Here is a 19707-nt window from a genome sequence, read left to right on the forward strand (position 1 = left end):
CAGCGCCATCGACGGGGCCATCACAGCATCACTTCGGCAGATTGCTCAACACAGGCCATGGATGCTGTGCCATTGGTACAGTCTCATGGCCTCCATGTACGCCGAGAGGAGGCCAATGGGCGGGAGCGTGACCGAGGGTGACAGCTCCTGACAGCCCCCGTGAGGAGATGTTGAGCATGGCCGTGGACGCCCTGGACGCCAAGATCCTGCGGCTGCTGCTGGAGCAGCCGCGCACCAGCGTCCGGGAGTACGCCCGCCTCCTCGGCGTCGCCCGCGGGACCGTCCAGGCGCGTCTCGACCGCCTCGAACGGGACGGCGTGATCACCGCCTACAGCCCCCGGCTGTCCCCCGCCGCGCTCGGCCACCCCGTCCTCGCCTTCGTCCACATCGAGGTCACACAGGGGCATCTGGAGGAGGTGGCCGACGCACTGGCGGAGGTGCCGCAGATCATCGAGGCGTTCTCGACGACCGGCGGCGGGGATCTGCTGACCCGGGTGGTGGCACGGGACGCGGCCCATCTGGAGGATGTGATCCAGCAGCTGATCAGCCTGCCGGGCGTGGTCCGCACCCGTACCGAGATGGCGTTGCGGGAGCGGGTGCCGCACCGGATGCTGCCGCTGGTCGAGGCGGTGGGCGGCGGCGCCGGGCCGCGGTGAGCCGCCGCTTGGCATCCTGGTGGGCATGAGCACCTCGCCCGCCTCCCCGGTCACGTCCGTCCCGCCCGCTCCGGTGATCTTCGATCTCGACGGCACCCTGGTGGACAGCGAGCCGAACTACTACGAGGCGGGACGCCGGCTGCTGGCCGACCACGGCGTGCCCGACTTCAGCTGGGAGCACCACACCCGCTTCATCGGCATCGGCACCCGCGAGACGCTGGAGACGCTCCGCCGGGAGTTCGGCCTCGACGCCCCGGTCGAGGAGCTGCTGGCCGGCAAGAACCGCGCCTATCTGGAGCTGGCGCGGGCGCACACCGAGGTCTTTCCCGAGATGCGCGTCTTCGTGGAGCGGCTGTCGGCGGCCGGGCATCCGATGGCGGTGGCGTCCGGCTCGTCGCGGGCCGCGATCGAGGCGGTGCTGGCCGGTACCGGGCTCGATGCGCTGCTGACCACGGTCGTGTCGGCCGAGGAGGTGGCGCACGGCAAGCCGGAGCCGGATGTGTTCCTGGAGGCCGCGCGCCGACTGGGTGTCGCTCCCGCGGACTGTGTGGTGCTGGAGGATGCGGCGCCCGGTGCGCTCGCGGCACACCGGGCGGGGATGCGGTGCATCGCCGTCCCCTATGTGGCCGGCACCGTCGACGACCCGGCGTTCGCCCGCGCCGGACTGCTGTTCAAGGGCGGCCAGGGGGAGTTCACGGCACAGGCCGCGCACGACTGGCTGCGACGAGGGGGAACCGCCGCGGTTGAGGAGAGGCCCGGCCGGGGTGGCCGGGCGGGCAGCTGACGGCCGCGCCTGTCGGTGGCCGGCGCACGATCACCGGCCGCCGACAGGCGCGTCTTGCCTCATGCTGCGCTCACTGAGCGTTTGTCACTCCAGGCCGACGGACTTGCATGCGTCGGCGAGGTCCTCGCAGAGCAGGTCGGTCCGGACGGCGCCGTCGCGCACCACGGTGTTCTTCATGTTCTTCTTGGTGACGATCTGTGCCTTGAACAGCTCGGCGGGGATACCGGACTTGCTCTTGCTGTCGGCAGTGGTCGTCGTCAGGGACTTGATGCTCTTGCCGCGCAGCAGACGGAAGGCGATTTCGGCGGCGGTTTCGGCCTCCGGCCTGACTTCCTTGTAAATGGTGAAGTACTGGGTTCCGGCCACCAGCCGCTGCAGCGCGGGGAGTTCGGCGTCCTGGCCGCCGACCGGAACATCCTTGATCCCGGCAGACTTGAGTGCCGCGGCGATGCCGCCCGCCATACCGTCATTGGCCGAGTAGACCGCGTCGAAGCCCTCCGCGCCCTGGGCGTTGATGACGTCGGTCATCTCCTTCTTGGCCGTCGCCGCCGACCAGTTGGGGATGTCCTTCTCGTAGACGATCTTGCGCACCTTGCCGTCGAGGACCTCATGGGCACCCTTCTTGTAGGCCGGTGCATTCGGGTCGGTCGGCGAGCCGTTCATCATGACGACGTCGGAGGCGGCCGCCTGGGAACCGAGGGCGGCGAGAATCCCCTGCGCCTGGAGCCGGCCGATCTTCTCGTTGTCGTAAGAGACATAGGCCGCGACATCGCCTTCGGCGAGCCGGTCGTACGCGACGACCTTGACGCCCTTCTTCGCGGCCGAATCCACCCAGCTCTTGGACGCCGCGGCGTCGACCGGGTCCAGAATGATGACCTTGACGCCCTTCTTCACCAGGGCGTCGAACTGTCTCCTCTGAGCGTCGACCTGCTGCTCGGCATTGTGGTATTCGACCTTGCATTCGAGGCACAGCGATGCAATACGCGACGAAATGATACGGCGGTCGAACTTCTCATAGCGGGCCGCTTTACTCTCCGGGAGGAGCAGACCTATGGAGTCCTTGCCGGCACCGGCATCCTTTTGATCGCTTCCGCAGGCCGCCAAGGGTGCTGCGAGCGAAAGCGCCACCGCGCCGGTGAGGGCACGCCGCATTATTGCATTCATTTCCGGTACCTCCAAAGGGGCCGCCTGACCGGCCCAGAACGGCTGAAGTGAACGCCACCTGCGGCCCTACCGTCAAGAATCAAAGTCACAACGATATGAAAGTGAGTTGTGAGTTGACTCTCTGAACCGCCGTCACCCGACGGGCGTTCCGGACAGTACCGAAAAGTTCAATTCGTTCCGTATCACTCCGGAACGTTCCATTTCCCGGCCCGGCACCCGACCTCGAATCCCGAAGTGTAACGCGGGGTAACACCCCACCCTTCCCCGTCACCCCATCCGTCAACCAGGGCATATCTGAACGGAGTTGCCCGACCACGCCGGACCACCGCTCGCGAGCGGTACAGCGGGCACCTTTCCTCTCGCGTACCGGACCGCGAAGAGGGGGAGAGGGAAAATAGGTGCTGCGCACAGCTTTCCGGAGTGGCCGGTGGGCCGACTAGCCCCCGGCGCCGTCCTGGTCAGGACAGCCGATGCGCCGACTGCCGCCGCCCCGATGACGAACTGTCGCGGAACATTTCCCGGCCGCACACCGCAGTCAATTACAGCGACACCAATGGGAATTCCCCGGGAATCACGCCGGGGACTTCCCTCGGGAATCCCTTCGACTTGATCTTCTGCCGCCGATTCCCTCTGATTCCCCCTCAGCCGACCCAGCCACCCGTGAGGCCGAGCACCGCCGAGCCGTCGAGGTCGGTGAGCTTGGTGCCGGTGAACTCGCGTGCCCAGTCCGACGTCTGGAGGCGGAACGCGGGCCGGTCCGCGGTGAGCGCCTCCAGCACGGCCCCGGCGGCCTCGGCGGGAGTCTGTGCACTGCCGAGGAACTGTGCGACGGTGCGGTCCAGGTACGCCTGCAGCGCGTCCGCGTACGGCCCCGCGGCGGCCACCTCGGCCGCCAGATCGACCCCGATGTTGTTGACGAACTCGGTGGCGACGGCGCCGGGCTCGACCACGGACACGGACACACCGAGTCCGGCCGCCACCGGCGCCAGGCTCTCCATGTATCCCTCGACGGCGAACTTGGCCGCGCAGTACGCCTCGTTGAAGGGCTGACCGATGATCCCGCCGACGCTGGTGACGGTGATCAGACGGCCACCCGTGGCCCGCAGATGCGGCAGTGCCGCCTTCGAGACATGGAGGACGCCGAAGAAGTTCACCTCCATCACCGCGCGCACATCGGCGACGCTCTCGTTCTCCAGGGTGCCGAGGTGTCCGGCACCGGCGTTGTTGATCACGGCGTCGAGGCGGCCGTGATCGGCGATCACCCCGTCGACCGCGGCGGCGACGGAGCTCTCGTCGGTGACGTCCAGCTGCCGGACATCGAGCTCCACCCCCGCTTCCTCTGCCGCCTTGCGCAGCGCACCGGAGCGGCCGGTGTCGCGCAGCGTCGCCACCACCCGCCAGCCGGCCCGCGCCGCGGCGACCGCGGCGGCCAGGCCGATGCCGGAGGACGTACCGGTGATCAGAACAACCTTGGACGAGGGGGAAGACATGGCGAACCTTTCGGCTGACGTAACGAGGCGAGTTAAGTGCGTGTACACACACCATAAGCATTATGTGTGCATGCACGCAACCGGTAGCCTTGCCGCATGGCGAAAAGGAAGCTCACCCAGGCCGAGATGCCCGTGGCCGATCACGCCTTCTACGGGCTGGTCTGGGCCGGAACCGTCCTCACCGAGCGTGTGGACCGCGCCCTGAGCAAGGCCCACGACCTGCCGGTCTCCTGGTTCGAGGTCATGCTCTGGCTCGCCTCCAGCCCGGAACCGGTCCCGGCCTCGGTGCTCGGCAACAGCACCATGCTCAGCCGCAGCCAGGTCTCCCGTGTCGTGGACGCCCTCCAGAGCCGCGGACTGGTCACCCGCACCCCCTCCGCCCGCGACGCCCGCTCCGTCGAGGTGTCCCTCACACCGGAGGGCCACCAGCTCTTCGAAGAGGCCGACGCCACCCGACGCGCCTGCCTGGCCCCGGTGTTCACCGACCTCCTCGACCAGGAGGACCTCGAAGCGCTGAGCGCGGTGTGGCGGAAACTCAAGGCCAACAAGGACGGCTGATACGGCGGGATCCGGGGTGGGATCCCGCTCGGGTAACAATGTTACCCACAGGGTACGTTGTTACCCATGAGCACGCTCTATCAGGATGCCCAGCGCGCCGGCCAGGAAGCCGTGCGCACCGCGATCCTCGACCGCGCCATCAGCCTGCTGGTCGCGGAGGGTCCCGCCGCGCTGACGATGCGACGGATCGCCACCGAGGTCGGCTCGTCGACCAAGGTTCTCTACACCATGTTCGGAGGCAAGGAAGGGCTCGCCGACGCCCTGTACCGGGAAGGGTTCGCCCGGCTGCGCCGGGCGCAGGAGCGCGTTCCTGCCGCGGCCGACCCGTTGACACGACTGAGCAACCTCGGGACGGCTTACCGGGAGCACGCCCTGGCCGAACCCGCCTACTACCGCGTGATGTTCGAGCAGGCCGTCCCCGGCTTCCGGCCGAGTGCCGAGGCACTGGCCGTCGCCGAGACCGCATTTGAGGCCTCGACCGCTGCCGTGACCGCCTGCATCGGCTCCGGGGCCTTCCGGCCGGGCGACGCCCAGGAGATCGCGAAGATCCTCTGGGCCGCGTCACACGGGGCGGTGAGCCTGGAGATCGCCGGACACTTTCCCCCGGACACCGCCGCGCACCGCTACGAAACGCTGATGAAGGCGGTGGCGCAGGCCTTCAGCGCCCGGCCCGCCACCGCCACCGCCGACTCCGCCTCCCCCACCGAAGAGGGCCAGACTTCATGACCGGCAACCGCTATCTCTCGGGGGCGTTCGCTCCGGTCACCGAGGAGATCACCGCCTACGACCTGCCCGTCACCGGCCGGTTACCCGCCCATCTCAATGGCCGCTACCTGCGCAACGGGCCCAACCCACTGGGCATCGAGGACGCCGCCACCCATCTCTGGACCCTCGGTGCGGGCATGGTCCACGGCGTCCGGATCCGCGACGGCCGCGCCGAGTGGTACCGCAACCGCTGGGTCCGCTCCACCGCGGTCGCCGACCGGCTCGGTGAACCACGGCGCGGGACGCCCGTCGACGAGTTGATGGACATCTCCCCCAACGTGCAGGTCGTCGGTCTCGCGGGCCGTACCTTCGCACTCATCGAGGGCGGGATACGCCCGTACGAACTCACCTACGACCTGGACACGATCGGCCCCTGCGCGCTCGGGGCGACACCGCAGGGCTACAGCGCCAACGCCCACTCCCTCTTCGACCCTCGCACCCGTGAGCTGCATTCGCTGGCCTTCCGCTACGGCTCCGACCAGGTCCAGCACATCGTGATGGACGAGTCCGGCGTGGTCCTGCGGGCCACGGCCATCGAGGTGCCGGGCAACCCCTATATGCACGACTTCGCCCTGACCGACCGCCATGTGCTCCTCTTCGACTCGCCCGTGGTGTTCAGCGCCGCTCATCTGCCCACCGGGATCCCGTTCGTCTGGGACGGCAACCGCCCGGCGCGGGTGGGCGTGATGCCGCGGGCCGGGGGTGCGGTGCGCTGGTTCGAGGTCGCGCCGAGCCTGGTGGGGCACACACTCAACGCCTACGAAGACGGCAGTGAAGTCGTCATCGACGTCGTCCGGCACCCGGAGGGCTTCGACATCAGGGATGTCGGCACCAGCCGCCCCACACTGGACCGCTGGACGGTCGATCTGACGGCCGGAAAGCTGCGCGAGGACCGGCTCGACGACCGTGTCCAGGAGTTCCCACGTCTCAACCCCCGCTACAGCGGGCGTCCTTACCGGTACGGGTACACCGCCGCGGTCGAGCTCTACGCGCCACCCGCCGGGCCCGGCGACACCCGGCCGGACGAGGGGTTCAGTAACGCGCTGCTCAAACACGATCTGCTGCGCGGCACCTCCGAGGCGCACGAGTTCGGGCGGTACGGGGCCGTCAGTGAGGGCGTGTTCGTCCCCGCCGGGTCGCCCACCGCCGAGGACGACGGATATGTGATGGCGTACGTCTTCGATCCGGAGCGCGGCGCCACCGATCTGGTGCTGTTGTCGGCCCTGGACTTCACCGGTGAGCCGATCGCCCGTATTCATCTGCCCGTACGTGTCCCGCTCGGTCTGCACGGCAGTTGGGTGCCCGGGGACGAGCGGGAGGTGCCTCGCTACGCCCTGGCCGGGTGAGCCTCAGCAGCCCGGTGGCGGGCGGGGAGCCGCCGGGCTGTTCAGTGGGCGATGGTCCGGGCGATGTCCAGGGTGAGGCGCTGCCAGGGGTCGCGTGGGTCGCGCTGGGTGAGGTCGCTGATGCGGCGCAGACGGTAGCGCAGCGACTGGGGGTGGAGGCCGAGCCTGCGGGCGGCGGCGTTCGCGGAGCCCGTGTCGAGGTAGGTGGTGAGCGCCTCCATGAGGTGGTGGCGGCCGGGCTGGACGAGGGGGCCGAGGATCAGACGGCTGAGGTGTTCGGGAGTGGCGGCGGGGCGGCCGCCGAGCAGCGCCAGTACCTGGGCGTCCCCGTCCGTCAGCACCCGCGCGGGATGGTGGGCGTGTGCGGGCGCCGTTTCCAGGGCGTCGGCCGCGAGACGGTAGGCGACGGCGATCCGGTCCAGGCTCTCCCCCGAGATCGCACAGCCGCGCAGGCCCCGCTCGTGCAGGACCTCCGACGCCCGCCCGCCGGCCGCGGCGGGCAGCAGCAGGACGAGGCGCGAGCCGCGGACCGTCGCCGGGAAGGTGCTCGCACCGCCGGGACCGTTGAGCGCGGCGAGGAGCCCGAAGGCGGCTTCCTGGGTCACGGCGGGGCCGCCCACCTCCGTGGGCTCCGCCACCAACAGGCAGTAAGGGTCGGGGAGTTGGACTCCCAGCCGTGCGGCCCGGTCGGTCAGTGCCCCGATGGAGGCGTGCCGGCCGGTGATCAGGTCGTCGAGGAGCAGCCGCAGTGCCCGGTCACGGTCCCCGGCGAGGTCCTCGCTGGTGGCGGTGTACGCCGTGGCCATCTCCTCGGCGAGCGTGTCGAGGGTGGCCAGCGCCATGCGTGTGAGGGCGAAGGCGTCCGGTGCGCCCAGCGGGGGCGTGGCGGCCGCGATCTCGTCCGTCAGGACCGTCGCCGCGACCCGGTAGGCCCGCAGGACCGCCGGCATCGGGCGGCCGTCCGCGGCCCGCGCCGCCGCGATCCCGCGGAACCGCCGGAGATCGGCCGGGGTGAGTGCGCCGTCGGTGACCCAGAGATGGAGCAGCCGGTCCAGTGCCCAGGCGGCGATGGCACGTACCTCGTGCAGCCGGCTGTCGTCGAGCGCGGCGTAGGCCGGTACCTGCTCGCGCACGGCGGCGACGATCGTCGCGACGGCCCGTGGGTCAGCGATCAGCTGCTGCCGGACGCGCTCCCGTTCCTCTATCACAGGGTGATGATTCCACCCGCGTGTTGTGCGCAGCGCGGTGGACGGGTCTTGTCACTGTCGCCAGGATCTCGGGTGAGCACGCAGTCTCAGCGACGAGAGGCGGGAGTACGGATGGCGAAGCACTGGGCGGACTTCCAGTACGAGATCTATCTCCACGGCATGACGGGCGCCGTACCGCGGCTGCCGACGGATCTGACCCGGCTGGAGCGGCTCGCCGAGCAGCGTCTCGGCCCCGGCCCGGTCGGCTATGTGGCGGGCAGCGCGGGCACCGGCAGCACCGCCGACGCCAACCGGGCCGCACTGGACCGCCGCCGGATCGTCCCGCGGATGCTCCGCGATGTGCACGAACGCGATCTGTCCGTGGAGGTGTGCGGCCGTGCGCTGCCCGCGCCGCTCGCGCTGGCGCCGGTCGGCGTGCTGTCGATCATGCACCCGGACGCGGAGTCCGCCGCCGCGCGGGCCGCCGCGGCGCAGGGCCTGCCGTACATCTTGTCCTCCGCTTCCAGCACGCCCATGGAGCAGGTCGCCGAGGCGATGGGTGACGGGGAGCGGTGGTTCCAGCTGTACTGGGCGAAGGACCGCGAGGTCACCAGGAGTTTTCTGCACCGGGCGAAGGCGGCGGGCTACACCGCACTGTTCGTCACGCTCGACACCCCGCTCCTCGCCTGGCGGCCGCGCGATCTCGACCAGGCCTATCTGCCGTTCCTGCACGGTGTGGGCACCGCCAACTACTTCAGCGACCCCGCGTTCCGGGCAGGGCTCGCCAAACCGGTCCACGAGGACCCGAACGCGGCGGTCCGGCACTTCGTGGGGATGTTCGCCGACCCCGCCAAAACCTGGCCGGACCTGGCGTTCCTGCGGGAGAACTGGGACGGCCCGATCGTGCTCAAGGGCATTCTGCACCCGGATGACGCGCTGCGGGCCGCCGAGGCCGGTGTGGACGGTGTGGTCGTCTCCAACCACGGCGGCCGCCAGGTGGCGGGCTCCGTGGCCGCCGCCGATGCGCTGCCCCGGGTCGCCGAGGCGGCCGCCGGCCGGCTCACCGTCCTCTTCGACAGCGGTATCCGCACCGGCGACGACATCTTCAAGGCGCTCGCCCTGGGCGCGAAGTCGGTGCTGGTGGGGCGGCCCTACGCCTACGGGCTCGGCCTCGACGGCCAGGCGGGTGTCGAGCATGTGCTGCGCTGTCTGCTCGCCGAGTTCGACCTCACCCTCGCGCTGTCCGGGCACTCCCGCCCCACCACTCCGACCGCCGACGACCTCATCGAGGTATCCGTATGACCACCGCGCCGCAGTCGGCCCCCACCCCGGAGCCGCACCCCGTGAAGAACCTGCTCGCCGTCGTCTCCCCGCATGTCGGCGGCCGTACCGCCGGCGCCGCGCTGGCCGGTCTCTTCCCCGGCCAGGCCCGGGTCACCGTCGTCGAGTCGGCCGACGAGGACCCGGCGGCGCTGCGCGACGCCCACCTCCTGATCACCGGTCTGAGCCCGGTCACCGCGGACCATCTCGCCGCCGCACCGCATCTGGAGCTCGTCCAGTGCGCCAGCCACGGCTTCGACTACGTCGACCTGGAGGCGGCCCGCGAGCGGGGTATCCCGGTCTGCAACATCGGCTCCAGCGGTGCGGAGAAGCAGAACGTGGCGGAGCAGACCTTCGCCCTCATGCTCGCCCTCGCCAAGCAGCTGGTCCCGGCCCACACGGCCCTCGTCGAGGCCGACTGGGCGCTGCCGCGCCTCCAGCAGTCGCTGACCGAACTGTCCGGCAAGACCCTCGGCATCATCGGCCTCGGCCATATCGGCGAGGAAGTGGCGCGCCGCGCCGTCGCGTTCGACATGACCGTCGTCTATACGGGGCCGAAGCCCGCCGGACCGGAGACCGAGGCCCGCCTCGGCGGCGCCCGCCACCTGAGCCTCGACGACCTGCTCCGCACCGCCGACTACGTCACCCTGCACGCCCCGCTCAACGACCGGACCCGCCACCTCCTCGACGCGGAGCGGCTCGCCCTCCTCAAGCCCACCGCGTTCGTCATCAACACCGCACGCGGCGCCCTCATCGACCAGGACGCCCTCGCGGACGCCCTGGAGGCGGGGGCCCTCGCCGGCGCCGGCCTCGACGTCTTCGACCCCGAACCGCCCACGGCCGCGCTGCGCCTGCTCAAGGCCCCGAACGTGGTTCTCTCCCCGCACGTCGCGGGCGTCACCCGCGAGACCCTGGTCCGCATCGCCCTGGCGGCCGTGCAGAACGTCATCGGCCATCTGGAGGGCAAGCCGCTGCGGGACGTCGTGTCGTAACGGCAACGGCCCCCTCGCCGCGACGGGGCGCGGGTGCGTGCTCCTTTCTGAATTTCAGCCATTGTTCCGGGCGCCGGACGTCGGGCCCGAACACAGGAGCGGTGCGGCGCGGTGGCGCGTTGCTGGCGCGCCACCGCCATTTCTCGACACTTTCGACGGCTGACGCCCCGGCAACAGGAGTAGCGTCCGCCCGGCATCGGCTCCGATGCGCTCCTCGCCACCCGTCGGCGGGCACCCCTCAAGCGGTGCCCGCCGACGGGTGCCCGGGGGCGCAAGGCAAGGCTCACCAGGAAAGGCTGGCGCACCCTCGTGGAACCCCGTGGACGCACCCGTTGGGCGATCGGCGGACTGCTCGCCGGCGGTATCGTCGTCAACTTCCTTGACCGTACGGCGATATCGGTGGCGAGCTCCTCGATCGCCGACGAGTTCGGGCTGGACCTGCAGCAACTCGGTGTGGTGCTCTCGGCCTTCACCTGGTCGTACTGTCTGGTGCAGTTACCCGCCGGCATGCTCGTGGACATCCTGGGCGTCTCGCGGCTCACCCGGATCGCCTCCGCGTTATGGGCCGTTGCGGGCCTGCTCACCGCGGTGGCCGGCGGGGTCGGCCCCATCATCCTGGCGCGCCTGCTGCTCGGGGTGGCCGAGGGTCCCTCGATGGTCGGGGCCTCCAAGGCGACCGCGGCGTGGTTCCCCGTCAGTGAGCGCGGGATGGCGACGGCGCTGTTCGACGGCGCCACCAAGCTGGCCAACATGGTGTCGTTCCCGGTGCTGGCGTTCGTGATGAGCGAGTGGGGCTGGCGGGCCGGGTTCCTGTTCAGCGCCGCGGTCAGTCTGCTGTTCACCGTCGTGTGGTGGTGGGGCTACCGGGACCCGTCCGAGTACCGCTCACTGCGGCCGGCGGAGCGGGAGTTCATCCTCCGGGGCGGGGCACGGGACACCGACCGGGGCGGGCTGCGGCAGTTCCGCTCGGCCCTGCGCTCCGGCAGGGTCTGGACCGTGGCCTGCGGTTTCGCCTGTTACGGCTACACCATCAACATCGTGCTGACCTGGATGCCCGAGTTCCTTCAGCGGGAGTTCCATGTGCGGCTGCTGCAGTCCGGCTTCTACTCGATGGTCCCCTGGGCGATCGCGACGGTCGCCGAACTCGCCGTGGGGGGCTGGCTGGTGGACCGGCTGATCCGCCGGGGCCGCGACCCGTGGGTGGTCCGCAGGACCGTGCTGACCTGCGGGCTGGCGCTGGGCGGCACGATCGGCGCCGCGGGGAGCGCCGGATCACCCGCCGTCGCGGTCTGCTGGATGTCCGTCTCGCTGGCGGGGCTGGCCATCGCCGCGCCGGTCGCCTGGGCGCTGCCCGGACTGCTCGCACCGCCGGGAGCGGTGGGGGCGGTCAGCGGGCTGATGAACTTTCTCAATACGGCGGCCACCGCGGGCGGTGTGCTGCTCACCGGCTGGCTGGCGCAGATGACCGGGTCGTTCGACGCGCCCTTCCTGTTCGCGGTGGCCGTGCTGGCGGTCGGGGTCGCGCTCTACTGGAGGGCGCTGCGCCCGGTACCCGTGCGGGAGCAGGATCCGGCCCGGCAACTGCACAAGGTCTGAGGCACGGGGTTGCGACGCCTCATGATCGGCTCCGGTACTTGCACATCATGTGCAAGAGCTGTGTCAGTCATCACAGATTCGCTGTCCGGCTCCCGGGAATCCCTAGTATGGCTGGGCAGTTGGCGGCAGGGGGCGTGGAAAGCGGCTATGGAGACCATCGGTCCGATTCCGCTCCCACCCGACCCGGCTCCGGAGCGCCTGCGGCAGTCGCCGGAGCTGACCGGTCCTGCCCCGGACACCACTTTTCCCGCATCGAGCGCCGCCGCGGCCGAGGTTCTCCGCCGATGAACGATACGTCTGTGTTAGCGACCTGTCTGGCGCGATTGTCCTGGCCACCGGAGCGGCTGGCCCGTGAGATCAACAGGCGCTGCGGCAACGGCACCATCAGCAGCAAGGCCCCGTACAACTGGCTGAAGGGCTCCTGCCCCCGGCGCCGGCTGCCGTACATCATCGCCAAGATCCTGTCCGACCATCTCGGCGAGCCGGTGACGGTCGAGGCGTTGTGGCCCGAGCACTTCCCGTCCACGGCCCCGCAGTTCCGGCCGGCCCCCGCTCGGCAGCGTCTCGCGACGCCCGTCCAGCGGCCGGCCGCCCTCGATCCGCTCACCGCGTCGGTGGACTGGCTGGTGGCCGACGAAGCGGTGCCCCCGCCCTCGCGGTCGCGCGGCGACGAGGTCCCCGGGGTCGCGGTCGAGATGCTGACCATCAGAATCCAGCAGCTGCGGCAGCTGGACGACAGCGGCAGCAGCGGTCTCGTACTGGACTGGGCGCTGCAGGACCTCCAGTGGGCGGAAAGGCTGGCCGCCAAGTACTCCTACGACGCCTCGACCGGGCGGCGGCTGCACCGCATCATCGCCGAACTCGGCCAGCTCACCGCCTGGCTGACGGCCGATCAGGGCATGGACGAGCTGAGCAACTCCCGCTTCCTGTCCGCGCTGGGCGCCGCACGGGCCGCCGGCGACCGGCCGCTCGCCGCGTACATCATCTCCTGTATGAGCTACCGGGCCGGGTGGGCCGGCCGGGCGGAGGAGGCGCTGCGTCTGATCCGTATCGCCCGCAAGGGGTCGGCGCAGGAGGACATGGGCATCGGGCAGGCGCTGCTGGCCACCCGCGAGGCCAGAGCCCATGCCAGTCTCGGCGACGAGGCGGCCTGTCAACGGGCCCTGGAGGACGCCGCCGAGCTCAGCCGGACGGGCAGGCCCTCGGCCGAGCCGCCCTGGGCGTACTGGCTCACCCCCGCGGTCATGGTCGCCGACGCCGGCCGGGCCTGGCTGGAGTTGGGGCGGCCCAAGCGGGCGGAGGAGCATCTCACCCGCGGGATCGACATGCTCCAGGGAAGCCAGCCGCGCAATCTGCTGCTGCACAGCGCCTCGCTGGCCGAGGCGCGACTGGCGCGCTGCGAGCTCGACGGCGCGGCGGAGGCCGCCACGGACGCGCTGGCCCTGGCCGAGAACGTCAGCTCGCAGCGCGCCCACGCGCGGCTGATGGTGCTCCGGCGGCGCTTTGTGCGGTACGACAGTGCGGTGGCGCGTGACATCGTGCAACGGGCCGACGATCTGCTGACGGCGGGCCAGGCGCAGGCGGCGGGCTGAGGCGTGAGCGCGTTGTCCCGTCGTCCGCCGTGCCGTTCCCGGGCCGTCGGCAGGACACCGGCCCCCTCCCCTCGTGCGGGAGCGCGGCAGGGCGTCCCGCCCGTCACACACTGAGGGACGGCCGCAGCACCGCGCGCTCCCCTGACACGACCCCTCGACACGGAACGGCATCCAGGAGAAACAGGAACATATGCGAGTCACTCACGAGGCACCGCTCGCCCCGATGACCACGCTGGGCATCGGAGGACCGGCGGCGGTCCTCTTCGAGCTGTTCGACCCCGCGGACTTCCCCGAGTTCGTCACGCTGGCCGACGCCTCCCCCGGCGAGCCGGTCTGTCTCGGCGCAGGAAGCAATGTGGTGGTCAGCGACGCCGGATGCGAGGGCGCCGTGCTGCGGATGAGCACCAAGGGCCTGCGCATGACCGGGAGCACCGCCGATGGACGGGTGCTGGTCGAGGTCCAGGCCGGTCATCCCCTCGGCGACCTGGTCGACACCACCATCGCCGAGGGCCTCACGGGGCTGGAGATGCTCGTGGGCATCCCCGGGACCACCGGCGCCACCCCGGTCCAGAACGTCGGCGCCTACGGTCAGGAGACCGCCGACTGCCTGGTGGAAGTGACGGCGTGGGACTGGGAGTTGCGCCGTATGGTCACCCTGGACGCCGCGGCCTGCGGGCTGGGCCACCGCACCAGTGTCTTCAAGCACTCCCGCCGGTGGACGCTGCTGACCCTGGTCTTCGCGCTGCGCCGGTCCACGCTGAGCGCGCCGGTCACCTACCGGACGGTGGCCGGTGTGCTCGATGTCCCCGTCGGGAGCAGCGTTCCGCTGGAGGAGGTGGCCCAGGCCGTGCTCACTGTGCGACGGAGCAAGGGCATGGTGCTGGGCTGCAGCGGCACCGACGACCGATCGGTGGGCAGTGTGTTCCTCAGCCCCGAGATCTCCGCCGCGCAGGCCGACGGCCTGCGGGCGCGCCACGCGCCGGTGAACCGCTTCCCCGACGGCTCGACCCGGGTGAGTGCGAGCTGGCTCATCCGGCAGGCCGGTTTCGAGCTGGGCACCCCGGTCGTCACGGGCGTTCGCCTTTCCTCGCTGCACTACACACTGGTCGCCGATGAGGGGGCGACCGCCGCCGGTTTCACCCGGGCGATCGAGCTCGTACGCCAGGAGGTGCTGCGCCGCACGGGGGTCCGGCTCACCTCCGAACTCGACTTCCTCTGAGGCGGCACACCGGCCGTGCGGGGCGCGTGCGGCCGAGGCCGGGCGCAACGTAACACAGGCCCGGAGCAGGGGCGTTGCTCCTTGGCCAAACATCAAACGTGCTTGACCCCGGTCCGCGGCCTCGGATGGAATACGTCGGCGGTTGCGAAATATCCGCGCAACAACCGGAAATACTCCGGAATTGAATTAACTTTCTTGGAGGGGATCATGGAGAACGTCACCATCAACGTGGACGAATTCGACCTCGACCTGGACATGGAAATCATGGAGTCGGCCGACACCGCCGTGAAGGCGCAGGACTCGAAGCTCATGACGCAGGTCTGCCCGCCCACCTCCTGGCGCTGCTGAGACACGGGTGCGGGGTGGTGCGGGAGGTCGTCCCGCACCACCCCGCACCGTCGTCGGGCGAAGCGATGACAGGGGAACGGGGCGGGGGCGGACATGAGCGGTACGGGTGAGGTGGCCTTCGAGTGCGGGACGGTGGCTCTGGTGCGGGCCGCGGCCCTCCCCCTGCCACCGGACGATGCCCTGGCCCGGCAGCCCGACGAGCCCCTGCCCGAAGAGGAGCGGCTGCGACGGCACATCGCCCAACTCGCCGCCGACCCACGGCTCATGGAGGCGGTGAGCCTGGCCAGCGCGAGCCTGGCGGCGGAGGCGGACCGGGTTGTCGCGGGGGAACGGCTCAGACTCAAGTCGCTGCGTCGTCTCGCGATAACGCTGACGAAATACCGCTCACGGATGTCCCACCGCCCCACCCCGTTCGGCTTGTTCGCGGGGGTCGGTCTCGCCGGATTCGGACCGGCGCCCGCACGGGAACCGGTCGGCGGCGGGCGCAGTGTGACCCGGCCGGACGCGGCCTGGCTGGACGCCGTTCTGGAGCCCCTGCGCGAGGTCCCCGCCGTACTGGAGCGTTCACGGCTCACGGCCAACAACCTGCACACCGTACGGAACGGCCGGCTGGTGCTGGTCGACCACCATGACCGCACCGGAGAGCGGCAGTTGGCCGGATCGGTGCGCCACACCCGGGTGGTCCGGCACCTCCTGGCCGCAGCCGCGCGCGCCACCCCCTTTCCCCGGCTGGTGGAAGAGGGGAAGCGGCAGTTCCCGCAGGCGTCCGAAGGCGCGGTCGAGAGCAGCATCGTGCAGCTGGTCCGCGGCCACTTCCTGCTGACCGACCTGACGCCGCCGCCCGACTGCACCGCCCCCCTCGACCACATACGCGACCGGCTGCACGGGGTCGACCATCCGACGGCGCATGAACTCCGCTCCATATATGCGGAGTTGCAAGCCCTGGACGCCGCGCCGCCGGGCGGCCGACGGGCCCGGCTGACCGCGGTATCCGCGCGGATGCGGGCGCTCCAGCCGGCGGCCGACGTCCTTCAGACGGACCTGTCCCTGGACGTGCGACTGACGCTGCCGGAAGAAGTGGCCCGGGAAGCGGCCCGTGCCGCGACGGTGCTGTGGCGGACCTCTCCCGTCCACCGCGGCAATCCGCACCTGCGCGACTACCACCTGGCCTTCCTCGAACGGTACGGCACCGACCGCCCGGTGCCGGTGCTGGAACTGCTCGACGAAGCGCGGGGGTTGGGGCTGCCGCGCCCCCACAGCGGGCCCGCTGCCCTGCCCTCCCCCGAGCCCGGGGAGCGCGACCGGGTCCTCGGCGAACTGCTGATGGACGCGGCCCGCCGTGGCGCCCGGGAAGTGGTGCTCGACGAGGAGACCGTACGTGCCCTGGAACCGGCGGAGCGCGGACCGGCCCCCCTGAGCATGGAGGTAGGAGCCGAGCTGGTGGCGCCGGACTGGGAGGCCCTGTGTGACGGGGACTTCCATCTGGTGCTCGCGCCTCAGGCAGTGTCGCCGCTGGCGGGGGCGATGTTCAGCCGGTTCGCGCCGGTGCTCGGCCAGTCGGGCGCGCGGATTCAGGAGCTGGCGCTGCACGCGGAGCAGAGCGCGCCGGACGGCGAGATCCCGGCCTGTGTCGCCTACCGGCCCAGGGTGGCGCGCTCCGGCAATGTGTCCGCCGTTCCGCAGTGGCTCTCCCATCGCCTCCCCCTGGGTGTGGGACCCGCCATGGCGGAGACCGCGCAGGATCTGCGTCTGGAGCATCTGGCGGTCCATGCGGATACGGACGGTCTGCGGCTCGTCGACGGAGCGACCGGCCGCAGGGTGCGGCCGCTGTCGTACTCCATGCTCCACCCGGGCAACGGTCATCTTCCGCACGTGGCGCGGTTCCTGCTGGAGCTCGGGCAGGAGGGCCGGTCCTTCTGCGCACCGTGGAGCTGGGGCAGCTGGGCCTCGGCTCCGGCGCTGCCGCGGGTGCGCCACGGCCGGACCGTGCTCTCCCCGGCGCAATGGCTGCCGGACCGGGCGCTGCGCGCCGCAGCCGGCCGGGGGGACGAGGAGTGGGGTGCGCAGGTCGGGCAGTGGCGGCGGCGCTGGGGCGTCCCCCGGCGGGTGCTGCTCACCAAGGCCGACCACCGCGTAGCGGTCGATCTCGACGACCCGCTGCAGCTTCTGGTCCTCCGCGACGAGGTGCGGCGGGCGACCGGTCTGACGCTGGTGGAGCGGTTCGGCGGCCAGGAGGAACGGCAATGGTTCCAGGGCCCCGAGGGCTCCCATGCCGCCGAGTTCGTCTTCCCCGTCTTCGCCCGGCCCGCCGGCCGGAGCGCCGCGCAGGGCACCCGGCAGCCCCCTCCCGTGACGGCGCCGGCCCCACTCTTGACGGGTGGCCCCGACAGCGGCCGCGGCACGCGTACTCATCTGCCCGGTGGCGAGTGGCTCTACGCGAAGATCTATGTGCCCCGGGCCCGCCAGCCGGAGGTGCTGGCCCGTCACCTCGGGGCGCTGACCGACCCCGAGCTGCTGCGCAGGGCGGGCGCCGACCTCTGGTTCTTCCTCCGTTACGAGGATCCCGTCCCGCACATCCGGCTGCGGTTCCACGGCAAGCCGGACTCCCTGTGGCCGGTGCTGCTGCCCGAGCTCCACTCCTGGGCGCGGGCGCGTGCGGAGGCGGGGCTCCTCGGGAACGTGGTCCTGGACACCTACGAGCCCGAGGTCGAGCGGTACGGCGGACCGGCCGCCCTCGGGCACGCCGAGCGCGTCTTCCACGCCGACAGCGAGTCCGTCGTCACGCTGCTGGCCATGGCCCCCGACCAGTTGGACGAGCCGTCGCTGCCGGCCGCGCTGGGCATCCTCGACATCCTCACCCGCCTCGGCTCTCCGGACGAGGCGCTCAACTGGCTCAGCAGCCCGTCGGTGCTGGAGCGCCGGGGAGAGGTCCCGCGGGCCCGGAAGCAGGAGGTCGCCGCACTGCTGGACGCACACGCCCGGCCCGGCCCGCCGGCCGCGGCGGACGGCTGGGGCGTGGGGTGGAGCACCCGTGGCCCGGCGCTGGCCGGCCTGCGCGAGGTGCTGTCCGCCGGTGCGACGGACCCTGACCGGACGGCACGGATCGCCCTGAGCCTGACCCATATGCACTGCAACCGGCTGCTCGGACCGCTGCGCGAACAGGAACTGACGGCACATGCGACGGCCCGTGAGGCGCTGGCACTGTGGCTCGGACGGAAGCGGAACAACAGATGACCGCACCCCTCGCGCTGTGCGACGCGGCGTCGGACCTCGCCCACCGCGTCGCCGATCTGCTGAGCTCACCGGAGCAGGTGGCCGGCACCGCCCACGAGGCGTTCGCCGCGCTGCCGCCGGAACTGCTGCAGCCGGCCTGGCAGCCCGCGTCGCTGCTGCTGGGACACTCCGGCATCGCGCTGCTGCACACCAGATGCGCCCGGAACGACGCCCGGTATGCGGCGGTCGGGCACGCCCACCTGGCTGCGGCCGTCGCGGCGACCACCGACGCCGGCCCGGCCGCGGTCGGTGATCTGCTGCTGCCCGCCCGGCTGCACGCCCAGGAGCACGGCGGATACACCCGGCTGCTGGCACGCAGCGCCGAGGTGCACGCCGGATACGTCCGGGCCCATGTCGCCCGGCTGGTGGCCCGGCGGCAGGAGCACGGCCCGGGGCTGGCGGCCGGCGATTACGACGCGATCTCGGGCCTGGCGGGCGAGGGCCGTGGCCTGCTGCTGGCGGCCGACCACGGCGACGAACGGTGCGCACGGGCGCTCCGCGACGTCCTCGGCTTTCTGGTCGGGATGACGCATCCCCTGCCCTCCCCGGCAGGAGACGGCAGCCGGATTCCGGGATGGTGGTGCGCCCCCGACCGGTATCTCGTCCCGCGGGACCGGGCGGAGTTCCCGAACGGCGACTTCAACGTCGGTGTCGCGCACGGGATTTGCGGCCCGCTCGCCCTGATGTCGCTGGCGTACCGCTCCGGACACCGGGTGCCGGGGATGCCGGATGCCCTCCGCCGGATGGCCGACTGGGTGGTGAGCCTGGGCCACCCCGACGAGCTGGGCACGCAGTGGCCCGGCCGCGTCGCCCACCCGGAGGCATCCGGGGAGCCTTCCCACCCGTCCCGGCAACGCCGGCGGTCCCGGGAGGCGGGGGCGAGGAGCCGGCCGGGATGGTGTTACGGGACCTCCGGGATCGCCTGGACCCTGTATCTGGCCGGGCGGGCGCTCGGCGACCGCCGGCTGACGGACCTGGCCGAGGACGCGGTCAGCGGACTGGTGCGCCGCCCGTACGATGCGGCCGTGTCCGCCGACCCGGGCTTCTGCCATGGCCGGGCGGGCATCCTGCACACCGTCAGCCGGATGGCCGTCGCCACCGGGCGGACCGAGTGGTGGGCTGCGGCGGACGAACTCGCCCGGGAGCTCGTGGCGGAGTGCGATACCCGAACTCCCTTTGGCTACCGCCAGGTTCTGCCGCCCTCCCCCCTCTCGGAACCCGCACCGCACCGGGTGCACAACCCCGGTCTGCTGGACGGCGCCGCCGGAATCGCCCTCGTACTGGCCGACTATGCCGACGCCCGCCGGGGAGTCGCCCTCGACGAGGTGAACGGCTGGGACGCGGCTTTCCTCATGGGCTGATGCGGTCGTTCAGGGTGCCGGCCCGTGACACATCGGGGCCGGGGCCGGGCCGGGTC

At 71.4% G+C, this 19707-nt stretch carries 16 protein-coding genes; 13 read left to right on the forward strand and 3 right to left on the reverse strand.

Annotated elements, in window-relative coordinates:
* The first annotated feature begins 176 nt into the window (after positions 1-176).
* On the forward strand, positions 177-656 hold the full coding sequence (locus STRNI_RS05290; RefSeq protein WP_018088677.1) for an Lrp/AsnC family transcriptional regulator: 480 nt from the start codon (positions 177-179) through the stop codon (positions 654-656).
* A gap of 25 nt (positions 657-681) precedes the next feature.
* Positions 682-1440, forward strand: a complete 759-nt coding sequence (locus tag STRNI_RS05295) for an HAD family hydrolase (protein ID WP_159484660.1) — start codon at positions 682-684, stop codon at positions 1438-1440.
* A gap of 84 nt (positions 1441-1524) precedes the next feature.
* Here STRNI_RS05295 and STRNI_RS05300 read toward each other — a convergent pair whose 3' ends face one another.
* On the reverse strand, positions 1525-2604 hold the full coding sequence (locus tag STRNI_RS05300; RefSeq protein ID WP_229837868.1) for a sugar ABC transporter substrate-binding protein: 1080 nt from the start codon (positions 2602-2604) through the stop codon (positions 1525-1527).
* Positions 2605-3245: 641 nt separating this feature from the next.
* Positions 3246-4094: an SDR family oxidoreductase gene (locus tag STRNI_RS05305; protein WP_018088674.1), complete on the reverse strand. Its 849-nt coding sequence runs from the start codon at positions 4092-4094 to the stop codon at positions 3246-3248.
* A 96-nt stretch (positions 4095-4190) separates the two neighbouring features.
* Between STRNI_RS05305 and STRNI_RS05310 the strand changes: the two genes are divergently transcribed.
* From STRNI_RS05310 to STRNI_RS05320, 3 genes are all read left to right on the forward strand, one after another.
* Positions 4191-4652: a MarR family winged helix-turn-helix transcriptional regulator gene (locus STRNI_RS05310; protein WP_026169467.1), complete on the forward strand. Its 462-nt coding sequence runs from the start codon at positions 4191-4193 to the stop codon at positions 4650-4652.
* A gap of 66 nt (positions 4653-4718) precedes the next feature.
* Positions 4719-5378: a TetR/AcrR family transcriptional regulator gene (locus tag STRNI_RS05315; protein ID WP_277410651.1), complete on the forward strand. Its 660-nt coding sequence runs from the start codon at positions 4719-4721 to the stop codon at positions 5376-5378.
* Positions 5375-6763 carry a carotenoid oxygenase family protein gene (locus tag STRNI_RS05320; RefSeq protein ID WP_277410652.1) on the forward strand — a complete coding sequence of 463 codons (1389 nt, stop codon included), beginning with the start codon at positions 5375-5377 and terminating at the stop codon, positions 6761-6763. The genes STRNI_RS05315 and STRNI_RS05320 overlap by 4 nt, the downstream gene beginning before the upstream one ends.
* A 41-nt stretch (positions 6764-6804) precedes the next feature.
* On the opposite strand, the gene STRNI_RS05325 is transcribed toward STRNI_RS05320, so the two are convergent.
* Entirely contained in the window at positions 6805-7971 is a 1167-nt protein-coding gene (locus tag STRNI_RS05325; protein WP_277410653.1) for a PucR family transcriptional regulator, read from the reverse strand.
* A gap of 111 nt (positions 7972-8082) precedes the next feature.
* On the opposite strand from STRNI_RS05325, the gene STRNI_RS05330 reads away from it, so the two are divergent.
* The 8 genes from STRNI_RS05330 to STRNI_RS05365 all read left to right on the forward strand — a co-directional run bounded on the left by STRNI_RS05330 (position 8083) and on the right by STRNI_RS05365 (position 19651).
* Positions 8083-9252 (forward strand): lactate 2-monooxygenase, encoded by a 1170-nt coding sequence (locus tag STRNI_RS05330; protein ID WP_277413197.1) that lies wholly within the window; start codon positions 8083-8085, stop codon positions 9250-9252.
* A complete protein-coding gene (locus STRNI_RS05335; protein WP_277410654.1) occupies positions 9249-10262 on the forward strand; it encodes a 2-hydroxyacid dehydrogenase in 1014 nt (337 codons plus the stop codon). The genes STRNI_RS05330 and STRNI_RS05335 overlap by 4 nt, the downstream gene beginning before the upstream one ends.
* A gap of 309 nt (positions 10263-10571) precedes the next feature.
* The gene (locus STRNI_RS05340) at positions 10572-11858 is read left to right on the forward strand and encodes an MFS transporter (protein WP_018088667.1); all 1287 of its coding nucleotides are present in this window, start codon (positions 10572-10574) and stop codon (positions 11856-11858) included.
* A gap of 284 nt (positions 11859-12142) precedes the next feature.
* Positions 12143-13450: an NsdA family TPR-like regulatory protein gene (locus tag STRNI_RS05345; RefSeq protein WP_277410655.1), complete on the forward strand. Its 1308-nt coding sequence runs from the start codon at positions 12143-12145 to the stop codon at positions 13448-13450.
* Positions 13451-13619: 169 nt separating this feature from the next.
* Positions 13620-14669, forward strand: coding sequence for a UDP-N-acetylmuramate dehydrogenase (locus STRNI_RS05350; RefSeq protein ID WP_266445188.1), 1050 nt, complete (start codon positions 13620-13622; stop codon positions 14667-14669).
* Positions 14670-14876: 207 nt separating this feature from the next.
* Complete coding sequence (locus STRNI_RS05355; protein WP_020397713.1) at positions 14877-15017, forward strand: hypothetical protein; 141 nt, start codon at positions 14877-14879, stop codon at positions 15015-15017.
* Positions 15018-15110: 93 nt separating this feature from the next.
* Positions 15111-18251, forward strand: a complete 3141-nt coding sequence (locus STRNI_RS05360) for a lantibiotic dehydratase (RefSeq protein ID WP_277410656.1) — start codon at positions 15111-15113, stop codon at positions 18249-18251.
* On the forward strand, positions 18248-19651 hold the full coding sequence (locus tag STRNI_RS05365) for a lanthionine synthetase C family protein (protein ID WP_277410657.1): 1404 nt from the start codon (positions 18248-18250) through the stop codon (positions 19649-19651). Before STRNI_RS05360 ends, STRNI_RS05365 begins: the two co-directional genes overlap by 4 nt.
* Positions 19652-19707 lie beyond the last annotated feature (56 nt).

It is taken from the genome of Streptomyces nigrescens, from assembly GCF_027626975.1.
GTDB classification, from domain to species: domain Bacteria; phylum Actinomycetota; class Actinomycetes; order Streptomycetales; family Streptomycetaceae; genus Streptomyces; species Streptomyces nigrescens.